The organism is Faecalicatena sp., assembly GCF_058819085.1.
In genome coordinates this window covers 18,746-35,658 of the sequence record NZ_JBZUUL010000040.1, presented here as the reverse complement: position 1 = coordinate 35,658, position 16,913 = coordinate 18,746, and the positions used below count along the sequence as shown (strand labels likewise).

16 protein-coding genes are annotated in these 16,913 nt (G+C 47.4%); 5 read left to right on the top strand and 11 right to left on the bottom strand.

All coding sequences use genetic code 11. The features are described from left to right. Positions 1-11: 11 nt before the first annotated feature. On the top strand, positions 12-1,190 hold the full coding sequence (locus AC4OGX_RS18940) for a MerR family transcriptional regulator (protein WP_493332287.1): 1,179 nt from the start codon (positions 12-14) through the stop codon (positions 1,188-1,190). Positions 1,191-1,313: 123 nt separating this feature from the next. Here the strand turns inward: AC4OGX_RS18940 and AC4OGX_RS18935 are convergent, their stop codons facing one another. The 10 genes from AC4OGX_RS18935 to AC4OGX_RS18890 all read right to left on the bottom strand — a co-directional run bounded on the left by AC4OGX_RS18935 (position 1,314) and on the right by AC4OGX_RS18890 (position 11,747). Beyond that, on the bottom strand, positions 1,314-2,498 hold the full coding sequence (locus tag AC4OGX_RS18935) for a phosphopentomutase (RefSeq protein WP_493332285.1): 1,185 nt from the start codon (positions 2,496-2,498) through the stop codon (positions 1,314-1,316). Beyond that, positions 2,499-3,827, bottom strand: coding sequence for a pyrimidine-nucleoside phosphorylase (locus AC4OGX_RS18930; protein WP_493332310.1), 1,329 nt, complete (start codon positions 3,825-3,827; stop codon positions 2,499-2,501). A 136-nt stretch (positions 3,828-3,963) separates the two neighbouring features. After that, positions 3,964-4,878, bottom strand: coding sequence for an ABC transporter permease (locus AC4OGX_RS18925; RefSeq protein WP_493332284.1), 915 nt, complete (start codon positions 4,876-4,878; stop codon positions 3,964-3,966). Beyond that, positions 4,871-5,203, bottom strand: coding sequence for an ABC transporter permease subunit (locus AC4OGX_RS18920; protein WP_493332283.1), 333 nt, complete (start codon positions 5,201-5,203; stop codon positions 4,871-4,873). The genes AC4OGX_RS18925 and AC4OGX_RS18920 overlap by 8 nt, the downstream gene beginning before the upstream one ends. Then, a complete protein-coding gene (locus AC4OGX_RS18915) occupies positions 5,200-5,988 on the bottom strand; it encodes an ABC transporter permease (protein ID WP_493332282.1) in 789 nt (262 codons plus the stop codon). Before AC4OGX_RS18915 ends, AC4OGX_RS18920 begins: the two co-directional genes overlap by 4 nt. Next, entirely contained in the window at positions 5,963-7,483 is a 1,521-nt protein-coding gene (locus tag AC4OGX_RS18910) for an ABC transporter ATP-binding protein (protein ID WP_493332308.1), read from the bottom strand. Before AC4OGX_RS18910 ends, AC4OGX_RS18915 begins: the two co-directional genes overlap by 26 nt. Positions 7,484-7,530: 47 nt before the next feature. Next, entirely contained in the window at positions 7,531-8,580 is a 1,050-nt protein-coding gene (locus AC4OGX_RS18905; RefSeq protein WP_493332280.1) for a BMP family lipoprotein, read from the bottom strand. Between the two features lie 88 nt (positions 8,581-8,668). After that, entirely contained in the window at positions 8,669-9,505 is an 837-nt protein-coding gene (locus tag AC4OGX_RS18900) for a YjjW family glycine radical enzyme activase (RefSeq protein ID WP_493332278.1), read from the bottom strand. Beyond that, on the bottom strand, positions 9,502-10,998 hold the full coding sequence (locus AC4OGX_RS18895; RefSeq protein WP_493332276.1) for a YjjI family glycine radical enzyme: 1,497 nt from the start codon (positions 10,996-10,998) through the stop codon (positions 9,502-9,504). Before AC4OGX_RS18895 ends, AC4OGX_RS18900 begins: the two co-directional genes overlap by 4 nt. A 26-nt stretch (positions 10,999-11,024) precedes the next feature. Next, a complete protein-coding gene (locus AC4OGX_RS18890) occupies positions 11,025-11,747 on the bottom strand; it encodes a Crp/Fnr family transcriptional regulator (protein WP_493332274.1) in 723 nt (240 codons plus the stop codon). A 361-nt stretch (positions 11,748-12,108) separates the two neighbouring features. On the opposite strand from AC4OGX_RS18890, the gene rfbA reads away from it, so the two are divergent. The 4 genes from rfbA (at position 12,109) to rfbC (ending at position 15,651) form a co-directional block, all read left to right on the top strand. Continuing rightward, entirely contained in the window at positions 12,109-13,005 is an 897-nt protein-coding gene (gene rfbA, locus AC4OGX_RS18885) for a glucose-1-phosphate thymidylyltransferase RfbA (RefSeq protein WP_493332272.1), read from the top strand. A gap of 95 nt (positions 13,006-13,100) precedes the next feature. Next, positions 13,101-14,120: a dTDP-glucose 4,6-dehydratase gene (gene rfbB, locus AC4OGX_RS18880; RefSeq protein ID WP_493332270.1), complete on the top strand. Its 1,020-nt coding sequence runs from the start codon at positions 13,101-13,103 to the stop codon at positions 14,118-14,120. Between the two features lie 25 nt (positions 14,121-14,145). Next, positions 14,146-15,033: a dTDP-4-dehydrorhamnose reductase gene (gene rfbD, locus AC4OGX_RS18875; RefSeq protein ID WP_493332269.1), complete on the top strand. Its 888-nt coding sequence runs from the start codon at positions 14,146-14,148 to the stop codon at positions 15,031-15,033. Positions 15,034-15,042: 9 nt separating this feature from the next. Next, entirely contained in the window at positions 15,043-15,651 is a 609-nt protein-coding gene (rfbC, locus tag AC4OGX_RS18870; protein WP_493332268.1) for a dTDP-4-dehydrorhamnose 3,5-epimerase, read from the top strand. Between the two features lie 245 nt (positions 15,652-15,896). On the opposite strand, the gene AC4OGX_RS18865 is transcribed toward rfbC, so the two are convergent. Further along, a complete protein-coding gene (locus tag AC4OGX_RS18865; RefSeq protein WP_493332265.1) occupies positions 15,897-16,169 on the bottom strand; it encodes a hypothetical protein in 273 nt (90 codons plus the stop codon). Between the last annotated feature and the right edge of the window lie 744 nt (positions 16,170-16,913).

The window sequence follows — 16,913 nt, the reverse complement described above, 5'->3', positions numbered from 1 at the left end:
GGAAATGAGCCATGAAAAAAGCAGGATACTATTCTTCCGGCGAATTCGCGCGTATGGCGCATGTGACCCTGCGCACGATCCGCTATTATGATAAACAGGATATTTTGAAGCCCTCCTATGTCACTGAAGCCGGGGCGCGGTTTTACACAGATGAAGACTTTGCGCGGCTTCAGCAGATCCTTCTGCTGAAATATCTGGGGTTTTCCCTGGATGATATCCGGGAGATGACGATCGACGATTCAGATTACCACTTTATGCTGAACTCGCTGAATATCCAGCTCAAACTGGTCCGGGACCGCATCGAACAGATGCAGCTGGTAGAAAAGGCGATCCAGGATACCGCCGCCGCCATCCAGAAGGAGCGCCATATAGACTGGAGCCAGATGCTGAACCTGATCCATCTGACAGGCATGGAAAACAGTCTGAAAAATCAATATCAGAATGCCTCCAATATTTCCGCACGGATCAATCTCCACAGTCTGTATTCCCAGAATCCCCAGGGATGGTTCCCATGGATCTATGAACAGAGCAGAATCGAGAATGGTATGGAAATTCTTGAAATCGGCTGCGGAGACGGTACGCTCTGGAAGGAAAATCTGGCACTGATTCCCGCACAGGTGCATATCACACTTTCTGACATTTCAGAAGGTATGCTGCGTGACGCACGGCGGGCAGTGGGACCGGATGACTCCCGCTTTTCCTGCCGGGTTTTTGACTGTTCCCAGATTCCTTATGAAGATCACAGTGTAGATCTGGTCATCGCCAACCATGTCCTCTTCTACTGCGAAGATATCGACCGCGTGTGCCAGGAAGTACAGAGAGTTCTCAAACCCGGCGGATATTTCTTATGCAGTGCCTACAGCCGGCACCATATGGAAGAAGTCAGTCACCTGGTAGAAGAATTCGATGAACGGATCGTTCTGTCAGCGGATAAACTTTATAATAAATTTGGACGGGAGAACGGTACCGAGATCCTGTCCCCCTATTTTAAGAAAGTGACTTGGAAACTCTATGAGGATTCCCTCCTGATCCCGGAGCCGGAACCACTGATCTCTTATATCCTCTCCTGCCACGGCAACCAGAATCAATACATTCTGGAGCACTATAAAGAATTCCGTTCCTATGTGAAGAAAAAAACGGCAGGCGGATTCCATATTACCAAGGAGGCGGGAGTGTTCATCTGCTCCTAGCGGATTTAGATCGATCTCTATTACCAATAGAAAGAACAAAGTGTGCGGTTTAAAGAAGAGCCCGTTTTTATGTCTATCCACCAAAAACAGTCTTTCTTCCTTAAACTGCACACTTTTTTATTCTTATCCGATGGACAGCATATCGGCTGCCATGGACTCTCCATCTAATGAATTCGGGATTCCAAGATAATCCAGCACTGTCTTTGCGATATCTGCAAATGTCTCTCTGGATCCCAGATCCACACCTTTTCTGACTGGTCTCCCATATGCCAGGAGCGGGATATACTCCCGGGTGTGATCTGTTCCCGGAAAGCCCGGATCACATCCGTGATCTGCTGTAATCAGCAGTACATCCTCTTCCCTCATGCCTTTTTCGAAATCAGAAAGCCATGCATCAAATTCCGACAATGCTTCCGCATATCCATCCACATCATTTCTATGCCCGTATACCATGTCAAAATCTACAAGATTCACAAAACAAAGCCCCCCGAAATCTTCCTTCTGTATCTTTAGGGTCTGCTCCATGCCATCTGTATTGCTCCTTGTCGGTATCCTTCTGGATATCCCCTTTCCGGCGAAAATATCGGAGATCTTTCCGACTCCGATCGTATCCAGGCCTTCCCGTTTCAGATAATCCAGCATGGTATCGGCCGGCGGCTCCAGGGAAAAATCATGCCGGTTCGCAGTCCTCCTGAAATCCCCCGGCTCTCCCTCAAACGGCCGTGCGATCACACGTGCCACTCCATGACGCCCCGTAAGGAGCGCTCTGGCAATCTGGCAGTCACGGTAAAGCTCCTCCAGGGGTACGATCCCTTCGTGGGCCGCTATCTGGAATACACTGTCCGCGGACGTATATACGATCAGCCCCCCTGTTTCCATCTGTTCTTCTCCGTATTCCCGGATCACCTCTGTACCGGAAGCGGGACGGTTGCATAAGACCTTTCTTCCCGTTTTTTCTTCCAAAGCCCGGATGATCTCCTCCGGGAATCCATTCGGGTAGACGGGGAACGGATTGTCTGATATCAGTCCTGCTATCTCCCAATGTCCAACTGTGGTATCTTTCCCGGCGGATCTCTCCCGCAGTCTTCCATAAGCCGCTGCCGGTTCTCCCGCGTATGCTTCTGTCCCGCTGTTCACTTCTGCACCCTGAATCCGCAGCAGTCCCATTCGCTCCATATTAGGGATACAGAAATCTTTTGACATGCTGACACTGCGCAGCGTATTTGCTCCAACATCACCAAACTGATCCGCATCCGGTTCATATCCGATCCCAAAGCTGTCCAATACGATCAAAAACACTCTTTTCACTTACTGCTGCCTCCATTCAACGCCCTCATCCGTCACCTTCGCGTAGATCAGCGGCTCTTTTTTAGGACAGACTTCCTCTATCTGACAGGCTTCTGTCAAAAGTTCTGCCGCTTCCTTGAACAGCGCTTCTGAGGAGGCGTAAAGTGTTGCCAGTACCTCGCCTTGTTTTATAGGATCGCCTGTCTTTTTATGAAGCATGATCCCGGCAGAATAATCGATACTGCTCTCCTTTGTTGCTCTTCCTGCCCCCAGGGCAACGGATGCGATCCCACATTTTTCGGTATCCATGTGTGCCACATATCCGTCCTGTGAAGCCTTCACCTCATAAGAATACGGTGCCTTTTCAAAATTTGCCGGATCTTCTATCACAAGTACATTTCCACTTTGGGCTTCCACCATCTCTTTCAATTTGGACAGTGCACGGCCGTCTAACACCGCCTCTTCTGCCATTTTACAGCATTCACTGAGTGTCCCTTTTCCTGCGAGATACAGCATATTTCCGGCAAGTTCGATACAGACTTCATATAGATCCTTTGGTCCCTCTCCCCGGAGTGTCTCCACGGCTTCTGCCACTTCCATAGAATTCCCGATGGCACATCCAAGCGGGATATCCATATCCGTGATCATAGCAATGGTCCTTCTGTTACACTGTTCTCCAATCGAGACCATACACTTGGCAAGCTCCACAGCCTCCTCAACGGTCTTCATAAATGCCCCGCTGCCGGCCTTCACATCCAGCAGGATGCAGTCACTGCCTGATGCCAGCTTTTTGCTCATGATAGACGCCGCGATCAAGGGGATACTGTCTACGGTTCCCGTGACATCACGCAGCGCATACAGCTTCTTGTCCGCCGGAGCCAGGTTTCCCGTCTGTCCTGCCACACTGAATCCTACCTGATCTATGATAGAGAAGAATTCCTTCTGATCCAGGGAGGTACGAAATCCCGGGATGGATTCCAATTTGTCGATGGTGCCTCCGGTATGGCCTAAGCCTCTGCCTGACATTTTTGCCACCTTCACACCGCAAGCGGCAACGATGGGTCCCAGTATCAGTGTGGTCTTATCCCCGACTCCTCCGGTACTGTGCTTATCGACCTTTACGCCCGGGATGGAAGATAAATCCACCATATCCCCGGACTGTGCCATGGCCATCGTCAGTTCCGTGATCTCTTCTTTGTCCATCCCCCGGAAACAGACTGCCATCAGCATGGCGGACATCTGATAATCCGGGATCTCACCCTTAACATAACCGGAGATCATCTCTCTGATCTCGTGATTGCTTAACTTCTCCCCCTTCTTTTTCTTCATTATACAGTCATACATTCTTATCATGTAAATCTTCCTTCCTCTCGTTCCTGCTTTCCATCTATTGATGCTGCGCGGCCTTGTAAACAAAACTGCTCTCGCTGTTTCACCTTACTGCCGGTTCTGCTTCAAAGCCGCCCTCTATGATCTCATATCTTCCTTATCTCTGTCCTTTTTCAAATGGTACACCGCTGGCTTTCGGTGCAGATACATTTCTTACAAATAAGACCAGTACCGCAATGGTCAGTATATACGGCAGCATCGCCAGGATCTGTGACGGTATCAGGTCTGCTCCTCCCAATAGGATCGCCAGTGCCTGTGCGAGACCGAACAGCATACATGCCCCATAGACTCCAAAAGGTTTCCATTTTCCAAAGATCACTGCAGCCAGAGCGATAAATCCATGACCGCTGATGGCTGTCGGTGTAAAGTTGGAGATGATAGCCAGCGTCATAGCTGCACCGCCGAATCCGGAGAGGATCCCAGACAGGATGACACAGATATAGCGGATCTTATAAACACTGATCCCCAGGGTGTCTGCCACCTGCGGATGCTCCCCTACTGCACGGACCCGAAGCCCCCACTTGGTCTTGTAGAAAATAAACCAGGCCAAAACAGTAAGCACCAGCGCAAGGATGACCGTGATATCAAAGTTAAAATAACTAAGTGCGCCTTCACCTGCTTTATTTCCGAAAATCTTAGGCAGCTTGGCGGGAACGGCAGGGGTATTGGTCACGCCAAACATCTGCCTGGTCATAAACAATGAGATCCCCGGCCCGATCAGGTTGATCGCAATGCCGGATACAGTCTGGTCCGCCCGTAAAGAAACGGAGGCTGCTGCATGCAGAAGTGCAAGCACCCCTGCCGCCGCACCTGCCGCTAAAAAGCCTGCCCACGGGTGCCCTGTCGCATACGTCACACACACTGCCGTGGAGGCACCCAGACTCATCATCCCCTCGATCCCGATATTTGTCACGCCGCTTTTCTCACTGACAAGGCCGCCCATGGCTCCGAATATCAAAGGGGTCGCATACATCACTGTAATGCTTAACAATAACAGTATATTATTACCCACGCTTTGCCACCTTCCTTCCAAGCTTTTCCACGATCATTGGGAACAGCCCCGCAATTGCCACAAAAAATACGATCGTGCCGACCATAATGTTGATGATCTCCGAAGGGGCGCCGATGGAAGACTGGATGGAGCCGCCCCCATAAAACAGCCCTGCGAATAGTAATCCGGCAAAGATCGCACCGATCGGTGAGTTTCCTGCCAGCATGGCCACGGACAGCCCGTTAAACCCGTAATTTTCGGTTGCCGCAAGGGTCATGATCTTGTGAGAAACGCCCGTAATCATCAATGCCCCGGAAAGTCCTGCCAGTGCCCCGGAAATCATCATAGCATGAATGACTTTTTCTTCACATTGATCCCTGCGCACTGGGCTGCCTCTTTGTTAAAGCCCACGGTCCTAAGAGCAAATCCCTTCGTCGTCTTCCTTAAAATAACCCAGACCAGCACTGCCGCGGCCACCGCAATCACAATCCCGATGTTCAGATCTGTTTTTCCTACTGTCTCCAAAAGCAGCGGTGAATTTTTAACTGCTTCCCGCCCGCTCTCTGACATTTTAAATCTGTAGATCAGATCCATCCCGGATTCATTGATCTCATAGGTGCTGGAGGAGTCCGGCTGATGAAAACGCTCCAGTGTGACCACATAATTAGCCGCATAAAATGCGATCCAGTTCAGCATGATTCCGGTGATCACCTCATGGATCCCGAACTTTGCTTTCAGAAATCCGATCACAGCCCCATACAGTGCACCGGCCAGCATTCCTCCGGCCAGGATCAGGAGAAACTGGATCACAGGCGGGAAATCACAGGTGATCCCAATGATCACTGCCACGATCGTCCCGACAATATATTCACCTTCCGCCCCAATATTGAACAGTCCCACTTTAAATGCGAATACAACGCTCAGGCCAGTCAATATGATGGGAGTCGCCTTCACGATCACATTGACGATATACTTTGGCTTTGAGAAAATCCCTTCTCCCAAGATAGCAAATGCGTCCGCCGGGCTGTAGCCTGTACAGGCCAGGATCAACGCCGCCACTAAGAATCCGCACAGGACCGCAAGTACTGTGACCGTGATCTGCTTTTTACATATCTTCGATAATCGTTCCATTTGCACTTCCTCCTGCCATATACAATCCCAGCGTCTGTTCATCTGCGTCTCCCTGACGGAAGGTTTTTACGATACTGCCGTCATAGATCACCGCGATCGTATCTGCCACGCTCATTACCTCATCCAATTCCAGTGAGATCAAAAGGATCGCTTTCCCTTTATCCCGCTCCCGCACCAGCATCTTGTGCACATATTCAATGGCACCCACATCCAGCCCCCTGGTGGGCTGCACTGCGATCAACAGGGACGGATCATTGGCGATCTCCCGGCCTATAATGATCTTCTGCTGATTTCCGCCGGACAGGCCCACGGCCTTGCTGTGCTCACAGTCACTTGGACGTACATCGTAATCCCGGATCAATTCTCTGGTAAATTCTGAGATCGCCGTCCTGTTTAAGAATCCTTTTTTTGAAAACTTCTTACTATTATAGGTCTCCAAAACCGCATTTTCAGAGACTTCGAAATCTAATACCAGGCCTTTCTTGTGGCGGTCCTCATGGATAATACTGATCCTGTGGTCGATCACATTTTTCGGAGAGGTATTCTGTACTTCTCTGCCCTCGATCACGATCCGTCCGCTCTGGGCCTTCACCAGGCCTGCAATTGCCTCCACCAGCTCCTTCTGCCCGTTTCCGTCAATCCCGGCAATCCCTACGATCTCATGGCTTCTTACCTGAAGGGACAGGTCTTTCACTGCATCCAGTCCCTTCTCGTTTTTCACAGTCAGGCGGTCGATCTCAAATACCACGTCTCCCGGTACGGCCTTTTCTTTCTCCACCTTCAGCTTGACCGCATGCCCCACCATGTCTGCCGCCAGTTCCTCTTCCGTTACTTTAGAAACATCCACCGTCTTGACATACGTCCCTTTTCGGATGATGGTACAGTACTCTGCTGACTTTTTGATCTCTTTCAGCTTATGTGTGATCACAATGATCGTCTTTCCACTGTCGGCCAGCTTGTGCATGATATGGATGAGTTCGTCGATCTCCTGCGGAGTCAGCACGGCTGTCGGCTCGTCCAGGATCAGGATCGAAGCCTCCCGGTACAGCGCTTTTAAGATTTCCACGCGCTGCTGCATTCCAACCGAAATATTATCCACCAGCGCATCCGGGTCCACATCCAGTCCATATTTCTGTGTGATATCGATGACCCGCTTCCTTGCTTCCTTCATATCTAATACGCCCATACCGCGGACCGGCTCCAGGCCCAGTACAATATTCTGTGTCACCGTAAAACAGCCCACCAGTTTAAAATGCTGATGTACCATGCCGATCCCATGCTCCAAGGCAACATTGGGACTCTTCATGCGGACTTCCTCACCATCAATGAATATCTCGCCCTCTTCCGGCTGGTATAAGCCATATAACACATTCATCAGCGTACTCTTCCCTGCTCCGTTCTCACCGAGAATGGAATGAATGCTTCCCTTTTTCACATCCAGGTCCATGCCGTCCAGAGCCGTAAATGAGCCGAACCGTTTGGTGATCCCATGCATTTGTACCGCGTATTCTTTCCCGTTATTCAAAGGTATTTCCCCCTCTACTATTTTCCAAACTGGTTGAATTCTTCCTCTGTGGATGGAGGTGTGATCTCTCCTGCTTCAATCAGCTTCTGTACTTCCATTGTCTTATCATAAACACCGTCTGCCAGGTTTGGATTCTCACTCGGGATACCGACAGCGCCTTCCTTTAATCCATAGGCAAAGGACTGCCCTGCAATATCTTCCCCGTCTTTTATCTTCTTGGAGATCTCTTTTGTTGCGACACCTGTAACCTTAAGCGCAGAAGTCAAAATATTTTCCGGTGCAAGGTAGGACTGGTCACGATCCACTCCGATGATCCATTTTCCCTCTTCTGCTGCTTCCTCGATCGCGCCGACTCCGACTCCTCCGGCTGCATGGAACAGAATGTCACAGCCTGAACTGTACATGGATTTTGCCATTGCTTTTCCTTTTGCAGAGTCCGTAAAGCTTTCCGCATACTGTACGTCCACTGTGATCTCTTTGTTCAATTCCTTCGCTGCATAGCCGGCACCTGCGCGGTATCCATACTCGAACAGATCCATAGTCGGGCTCTTCATTCCCCCGATGTAACCGATATGATCGGTTTCTGTCATAAGCCCTGCGATGTATCCTACTAAGAAAGAGGAATCCTGCACATTGAAGGTAGTGCAAACCACATTATCCGGGGTCTCCTCCCCAAAATCATAATCCACGATCGCATAGGTTTTATCCGGGTTCATCTCGGCTGAGTTTTTCAAAGCATCTGCAACATTGTATCCGATTCCCCAGATAAGGTTCAGGTCTTCATCGGAAAGCTTGTCAAAGTTTGTTGCAAAGTCAGATGCCTGTGTAGATTCCAGATAATTGACCTTTGCACCTTCACTTTCCGCAAATTCCTGCAGTCCTTCCCAGGAGGACTGGTTAAAGCTCTGGTCATTGATTCCGCCTGTATCACATACCATAGATGCCGAAAACTCCGTCTTTGCTCCTTTTCCATCTGTGTCCTTACCCTCTGTCTTCTTACTGTTACCGCCGCAGCCTGCTAAAGAAACTGCCATCACGAGTGTCATAAGTAATGCCATCTTTTTCATTGTTTTTTCCTTCCTGGTCCCGGGGGACCATCCTTTCTTCCTCTTTTTCTTATTTACTTTTTATTATTTCCTTTTTCTCAATTTCTTTTTAGGTAATCATTATTTTTCGAAAGCCTGCTGCCTGTGCATGTTTCTTCAATTCTTCCATATATGCCATCGAAGGAGATTCCAGTTCGGCAAATGCCCCCTTCACACCAAAATTTCGGAACATGATCAGCTTTAATTTAACTTCCTTTACATATCCCGGGATCGTCTTACAGATCCCTTCAACCGCCGCTCCGGCATCGACCTGGCCCGGCAGGCAGACGATGCGCAGCTCTTCCAGTTTTCCAAGCTCTGCCAGCAGCTTTAGATTTTTCTTCACAGTCTCATTCGTGCTTCCCGTCAGTCTTTGATGCACTTCCTCCTGCCAGGACTTCACATCCAGCATAACACCGTCACATACCTCAAGCAGTTTTGGATACTTAGAAAAGTCCACCATTCCATTGCTGTCTGCAAGGCAGGTCAGTCCATGACCTTTAGCAGTTTGAAACAGTTCTGTCAGAAATTCGGGATACAGCATACACTCCCCGCCGGAAACTGTGATGCCGCGAATAAAGGGAATCCCTTTCTCCACCAGCTTAAAAACCTCTGCTGCATCCATGTAACGGATCTTTGGGGATGCAAAGTGAGGACATACTGTAATGCAGCGGTCACACTGGACACATTTTTCTGCATCCCAGCAGACCTCTCCTGCTTCCATTCTCAGTGCTCCCGCAGGACATCCTTCTACACACCGGCCGCAGCTAATACACAGATTCTGTGTCTCCGGGTTATGGCAGTAGCCGCAATGAATGTTGCAGCCCTGCAGGAAAATGGACGTCCTGTTCCCGATCCCATCCACCACGCTGAACGGGATGATCTTATTTACCGGTGCTTTTTTCATACCATCCTCACTTTTCTTTCTGCGAGACGGTTGTGGTCGTAATTCGGTGCTCCAAGCTGGGTTGTATTCTGAAGCACGGTATCCCCTTTCCTGTATTTTTCCATCTCAGATCTTTTCACTAAAAATCCGGTGATCCTTACCAGGTCGCTGTTCTTCTCATAGAAGCTCATGTACTTGACCCCTTCCTTGAATGCCCCCTTTACCACATCCAGCATTGCCGCCGGATTGTTCCTTGCCGTAGTCTCCATGGAAAAAATGTCCCCGCAGCCTGTCGTGATCTCACGGTGGAATCTTGCGCTGTGCCGCAGATGGTCATAAAAACTATCCGGCTCATCTCCCACCGGGATGCGAACCCCTGAGGTGATCCCCAGATCACTTTCCAGTCCGACCTGGGCGTGCAGCATAAAATGTCCTCCTGCAACCTTGGAGTATCTTGCCGGGAACTCTGCTGCGAAGGCCGATATCTGCTTCATGATCTGTTCTGCCAGATCATCAGCCTCTTTGTCATGTCCATAGCGTTTTCCCTGTGACTTTAAAAGCGTGTTGATACATTCTGCCATTCCGGTTACGCCAAACATTCCTACGAATCTGTCCGGATCGATCAATCCCTCACGGGAGAGAAAAGAGCTTTCAAAAAATCCGGATTCTTCTACCAGGAAACGTACCCTCTCATTCATATACGCTCCCATTGCTGCCAGGCATTCCGGAAGAAGGTTATCCAGAAAATCTGTGACATCCTTTGCAAGAGGCGCTAACTCCGAGAGTGTGATCCTGGTCAGCGTATAGGAACCTCCCCCCACCGGAAGGATATTGTAGCAGCTTGAGATCCCATATTCTCCGGGATAAGTAGCCTTATGTACCCTGTGATTGCAGATCGCCGGATTTGCACAGAAAAGGCTGGTATAGAGTGCCTGCTCCGCAAAGGAATCGCTGGTCAGTTCCGGGTCATATTTCAGTGTGAAGTTCGGTACCGCGTTGGACAATTCTTTTTCCAATTCCAGGATCAGTCTGCCCGCCCTCGTCTCTTCCGGTCCCAGATTCGCGTGACAGAAGCTGTCCGTAATCGTGCGGTCCAGGAAGTTTAAGAACAGCCGCAGTTTATGCTTTACCTCCTCATCACTCAGCTCAGAGATAAACGGCTCGATCAACTTGTCCAAGTCTCCCAGGTATACCGGGAAGCTTGTGATAGACGGTACGTGATGGTAAATGATCTGCAGGCTGGTAAGCAGTTCATCCAGATCCTTTGGAGGTTCTACCCCTAAAAACTCACTTCCGTTTTTGACATACTTTCCATAATCCGGCATCACATATCTTGGCCGGTATGGCGCATGCCCCTCAAATAAGTCATTGATCGCCCCCTTCTCCAAAAAGTATTTTGTTCTTTCCGGCATCTCCAATACATCCAGTGTATCCTCTGCCGCATGTGCCAGTGACACCAGCTTTTGTTCGTAAGTCATAGATCTTGATGTTACAATATCCAATATCTGACTCATAATCACTCCTTCTTTCTTTCATTTTATTATTTATAGGAATCACATGTGATCTGCTCAATACTGTCGACCATTTTCCGATACTGCTCTTCTTTGATCAATATCTTATGGCCCGATACGGACAGGTACCCCTCTTTATCAAGCTCTTTTAAGGCGCGCAGAACTGTTTTCTGCGAATATCCGATCTCATCGGCGATCTCCTGCTTCGTCTTAGTGATGACGCAGTGTTCTTCCGAATCCTTTCTTTTGTATTTTTTGATCAGATATAATTTCATTCGGTCCTCACTCTTAAGCTGCAGGTAGAGTCGGTTATCCTGTCCGCTCGTCAATAGGTCTTTTAGGTTGAACTGTGCTCTCTGGTACAAGATCTGTGGATGCCGCCTGATAAAATCCAGGTAGACACTTTTGGGGACTACCACCATCAGGCAGTCTGTCTTGGCAAGCAGGGAAGCCAGAAACACCTCCATATCTGCGATAATTTCCATCTCCCCAAATATACTGGGCACTGTATTTTCCTGGAAAATATACACATCGCCTGTCCGGTACTCCTCTAATACATTTACTTTTCCCGCGATCAAAATATAAATGGCCTTGATCTCGTCGTTCTGGGTAATAAATCGTTTTCCTTCTTTTACCTTCATCAGCCGGGCCAGGTTCAGGATCCTGTCCATCTCCTCGCCAAACAGCTCTTCTACATATTTTAAAGTAGCACCGGGAGTCTCCCTGATCTGCTCTTTGATCGTCTGACTCATAACCATCGCTCCATTCTTATCTTCGTTTTCTTTCGTTTGTTTTCTAAAATTTCGTTTTTCTTTCTTTTGATAATGTTATTATATACATTTCTCCAATTTTAAAAAAGGACACATGTCCGTTTTCGGACAAATCCCTCAATTTTAGGCATTATATACAGATATCCTTCATGAATTTTGTACAAACTATATAAGACAGAAGAAAGCTATAGCTGTAAAAAAAACTAATCTTTCTAAAATTTTCATAAAAAGGCTTGAAGGTGACCTAAGGTAATCTTTTATAATGCAGTTATGGCCTAAGCAACTTGTGCTGCACAAGGTACAGACGAGAAATGCAGTACACAATGAACAAAGGAGAGTTTACATGAAGGGAATTATTTTAGCAGGAGGTTCCGGCACACGCCTTTATCCTCTGACAATGGTAACATCCAAACAATTACTGCCGATCTATGATAAACCAATGATCTATTATCCGATGTCCGTTCTGATGAATGCAGGCATCCGCGACATTTTAATTATCTCAACACCACAGGATACTCCGCGTTTCAAGGAATTATTAGGTGACGGCCATCAATTCGGTGTGGAGCTTACTTATGCAGTTCAGCCGAGTCCGGACGGTCTTGCACAGGCATTTATTATCGGAGAGGAATTCATCGGCAATGATACGGTAGCCATGGTACTGGGCGATAATATTTTCGCAGGCCACGGTCTTACCAAACGTCTGAAAGCCGCTGTACAAAATGCAGAATCAGGCAGAGGCGCGACAGTCTTTGGATATTATGTCGATGATCCTGAGCGTTTTGGTATCGTGGAATTCAACGAGGAAGGAAAAGCTATTTCTATAGAAGAAAAGCCTGCACAGCCAAAGAGCAACTACTGTGTCACAGGGTTATATTTCTACGACAACAAGGTAGTAGATTACGCCAGAAACTTAGAGCCAAGCGCCCGCGGGGAGTTGGAGATCACCGATCTGAACCGCATTTATCTGGAAAAAGGCCACCTGAATGTAGAGCTGCTCGGACAAGGATTCACCTGGCTGGATACCGGTACACATGAGAGCCTTGTGGAAGCTACGAATTTCGTGAAGACCGTAGAATCCCATCAGCACCGTAAGATCGCCTGCCTGGAGGAGATCGCTTATCTGAACGGCTGGATCACAAAGGAAGATGTATTAAAGGTATATGAAGTGCTCAAGAAAAACCAGTATGGACAGTACTTGAAGGATGTTCTGGACGGAAAGTATCTGGATGTCCTGCACTAGGAAGCTTTTAAGAAGAACCATTTTGTGATGGAAGCAGAAATATTTGTATCATGAAATGAGAACAGGAAAGAATATACATTAAGGAGATTAGATCTATGAACATTATCGTAACCGGCGGTGCCGGATTTATCGGAAGCAACTTTATTTTTCATATGTTAGACAAATACCCGGATTACCGGATCATCTGTCTGGACTGCCTGACATATGCGGGAAACCTGACTACTCTCGCACCGGTCATGGACAATCCGAATTTTCGTTTTGTAAAGGAAAGCATTACAGACCGTGAGGCTGTTTACAGATTATTTGAGGAAGAGCACCCGGACATCGTAGTCAATTTCGCGGCAGAAAGCCACGTAGACCGTTCCATCGAGGACCCGGAGGTATTCTTAGATACCAATATTAAAGGAACCGCTGTGCTGATGGATGCCTGCAGAAAGTACGGGATCACCCGTTACCACCAGGTATCTACCGATGAGGTCTACGGAGATCTTCCTCTGGACCGGCCGGACTTATTCTTTACAGAAGAGACTCCGATCCACACCAGTTCTCCGTACAGCTCATCCAAGGCAGGTGCTGACCTGCTTGTTATGGCTTACCACCGTACTTATGGTCTGCCTGTGACGATCAGCCGCTGCTCCAACAACTATGGCCCATATCATTTCCCGGAGAAACTGATCCCGCTGATGATCGCCAATGCTCTGAATGATAAGCCGCTCCCGGTTTACGGCAAAGGGGAAAACGTCCGCGACTGGCTGTATGTTGAGGACCACTGTAAAGCCATTGATCTGATCATCCACAAAGGACGTGTTGGAGAGGTCTACAACATCGGCGGACATAACGAGATGAAAAATATCGATATTGTGAAGATCATCTGTAAGGAACTGGGCAAACCGGAAAGCCTGATCACTTATGTGACAGACAGAAAGGGGCACGATATGCGTTACGCGATCGACCCGACCAAGATCCACAATGAGCTGGGCTGGCTGCCGGAAACGAAGTTTGCGGATGGTATTAAGAAAACGATCAAATGGTATCTGGAGAATAAGGAATGGTGGGAAAACATCATTTCCGGCGAATACCAGAATTACTATGAAAAAATGTATGGAAACCGCTAGCCTCTTTTAGAAATGGAGTGAGTATATGAAAGTATTAGTAACGGGTGTAAAAGGACAGCTTGGATATGACTGTATGAATGAACTGGCAAAACGCGGGCATGAGGCTGTCGGAGTTGATATTGAGGAAATGGATATCACGGACGCTGTCTCTGTAAATAAAGTCCTTTGCGAGACTGCACCGGATGCGGTCATCCACTGTGCTGCCTGGACTGCAGTAGATGCTGCCGAGGATGACGAAAACCGTGAAAAGGTTCGTCTGGTTAATGCTGTTGGAACAGAAAATATCGCAAAGGTCTGCAAGGAGCTGGACTGCAAAATGCTGTATCTTTCTACAGATTATGTGTTTGACGGACAGGGTGAAGAGCCCTGGCAGCCAGACTGTAAGGATTATAAACCGCTCAGCGTGTATGGCGAGACAAAGCTTGCCGGGGAGCTGGCTGTGGCAGATCATCTGGAAAAATATTTTATCGTGCGTATCGCATGGGTATTTGGAAAGAACGGCAAGAATTTCATCAAGACCATGCTGAATCTTGGAAAGACTCACGATACGATCAAGGTTGTGAGCGACCAGATCGGTACTCCTACCTATACTTATGATCTGGCAAAGCTGCTTGTAGATATGATCGAAACAGAAAAATATGGATATTACCACGCTACAAACGAGGGCGGGTATATCAGCTGGTATGATTTTACGGTGGAGATCTTCCGCCAGGCTGCTGACATGGGACGCCCGGAATATTCTACGGATCGTCTTCATGTGATTCCGGTCACTACTGAGGAATACGGCGCTTCTAAAGCAAAACGTCCATTCAACAGCAGACTGGATAAAAGTAAGCTGACCGAGAACGGATTTACACTGCTTCCTACATGGCAGGATGCACTTGACAGATATTTAAAAGAAATTGATTTCTAGGAGGTAACGATGGGACAGATTAAGGTTGAGAAAAACGTTGGCGGCATCGAAGGACTCTGCATTATCGAGCCGGCTGTCCACGGTGATTCCAGAGGATATTTTATGGAAACATATAACCAGAAGGATATGGAAGAGGCGGGGCTTACGATGCAGTTTGTGCAGGATAACCAGTCCTGCTCCACCAAGGGTGTGCTGCGCGGGCTCCATTTCCAGAAGGAATTCCCACAGGGGAAGCTTGTTCGGGTCATTAAAGGGCATGTGTTTGATGTTGCCGTAGATCTGAGAAGTGAGTCTGAGACTTATGGGAAATGGTTCGGAGTGGAACTGACCGAAGAAAATAAGAAGCAGTTCTACATCCCGGAAGGCTTTGCGCATGGCTTCCTTGTACTCTCTGATATTGCTGAGTTCTGCTATAAGTGCACGGACTTCTATCATCCGGGCGATGAAGGCGGATTGGCTTGGAATGACCCGGAGATCGGGGTAAAGTGGCCTCAGGTCGTTGGGGAATACCAGGGAAATGCTTCAGCTAAAGGCTATCAGCTGGAGGATGGGACGAAGTTGAACTTGAGCGAGAAGGATCAGGGATGGGAAGGGATCCGGGGGACGTTTAAGTTCTAGGTTGTTTGGAATATGAAAGTTTCGTAGGTTAAAAGAAATGAGTCTGTCAAGAGATTCAGATGAAAGACGGGCCATGCTGTGGAAGTAATTACAGCATGGCCTGTTTTATTTCTTATAGAAGTTATTACTTGCTACTTACTCTTTTGCCACTCTCCCACCACTCTCCTGCACCGCTCTTTCTATTGTGTTTTTAAATGACTGAAACTCGTCTTGCATTTCCTGATACATTTTCGAATCAGATGACCTTAGGAACTCTTCATACTTGCCATGATCCATCTTCGATAAATCAATTCATTCAATTCTGACATAAACTCATTGATCTCGCCGCCACAGCTGATACCTAGCAAAAACAGGACCTTATTCGAAACTGTTTTGAACTCCTCTTCTGTTAACTCCTGCCCTTTTGGCAATGGAATCCTTTTTACCATAAGCGGAATGATATTAAAAACGCCGAAATACAGCTGCATAAAAATCAGATGTGTTTTTACCTTTGTATCAAGCCAAAGCTTATGAGTCATGATCTTATCCTCAAATTGATGGAAAAACGCCCTGAAATTATCCTGTGAAAGAAATATACGTGCATATTGTATATGCCCGTTATGAGGTTCAGGTAAGCCATACGTCTTTAGCAAATCCGAAATTTCAGTATCGTATTTACTGCTGTTTTTTATCTTAATCTCTTCTTTAAAAAGTTCCTTTTCGAGAAAATGAAGCACATCCTGCTCACTATTAATACGCTTTTCTACGATATCCCCCCCGCAATCCTTGTGCGTTCTTCCTTCTTTTTAAGAAATGTTGAAGTAAAAAATGCAACAATCAATCCACAGATCAAGGTACTGATCACCGTAGTGATGTTGGACCATATAAAATCTGGAATATTTAGAAATGTTTTTTCCACTGCTATGCGCCTCGCTTTTAATGCAGGATTAATTGGTGGGTTAGGTTAAATATAAAATATGGGGAGGGGGGGAAAGTGCTAATAATAACAATTATTTGGAGATTCGCACAGTGCATAGTTTATGGAAAAAGCAGGTTCTACCAAGAACTTAAGAATAATTCCAAATAGAAAAGGGCTTTCTATAAAAACAATAGTTGGAACTTGTAGTGTGGTTATAACTTGAAATATGCGGTTAGAGCCACCCTTTTCTTATACGTTTGATTTGCAGAAAGAATGATAAATTATCATGACAGTTTACTCAAAATGACTATGTCACAAAATTAGTGAGGAAAATGACGTGGAAAATCATTGTCACAGGGGCACT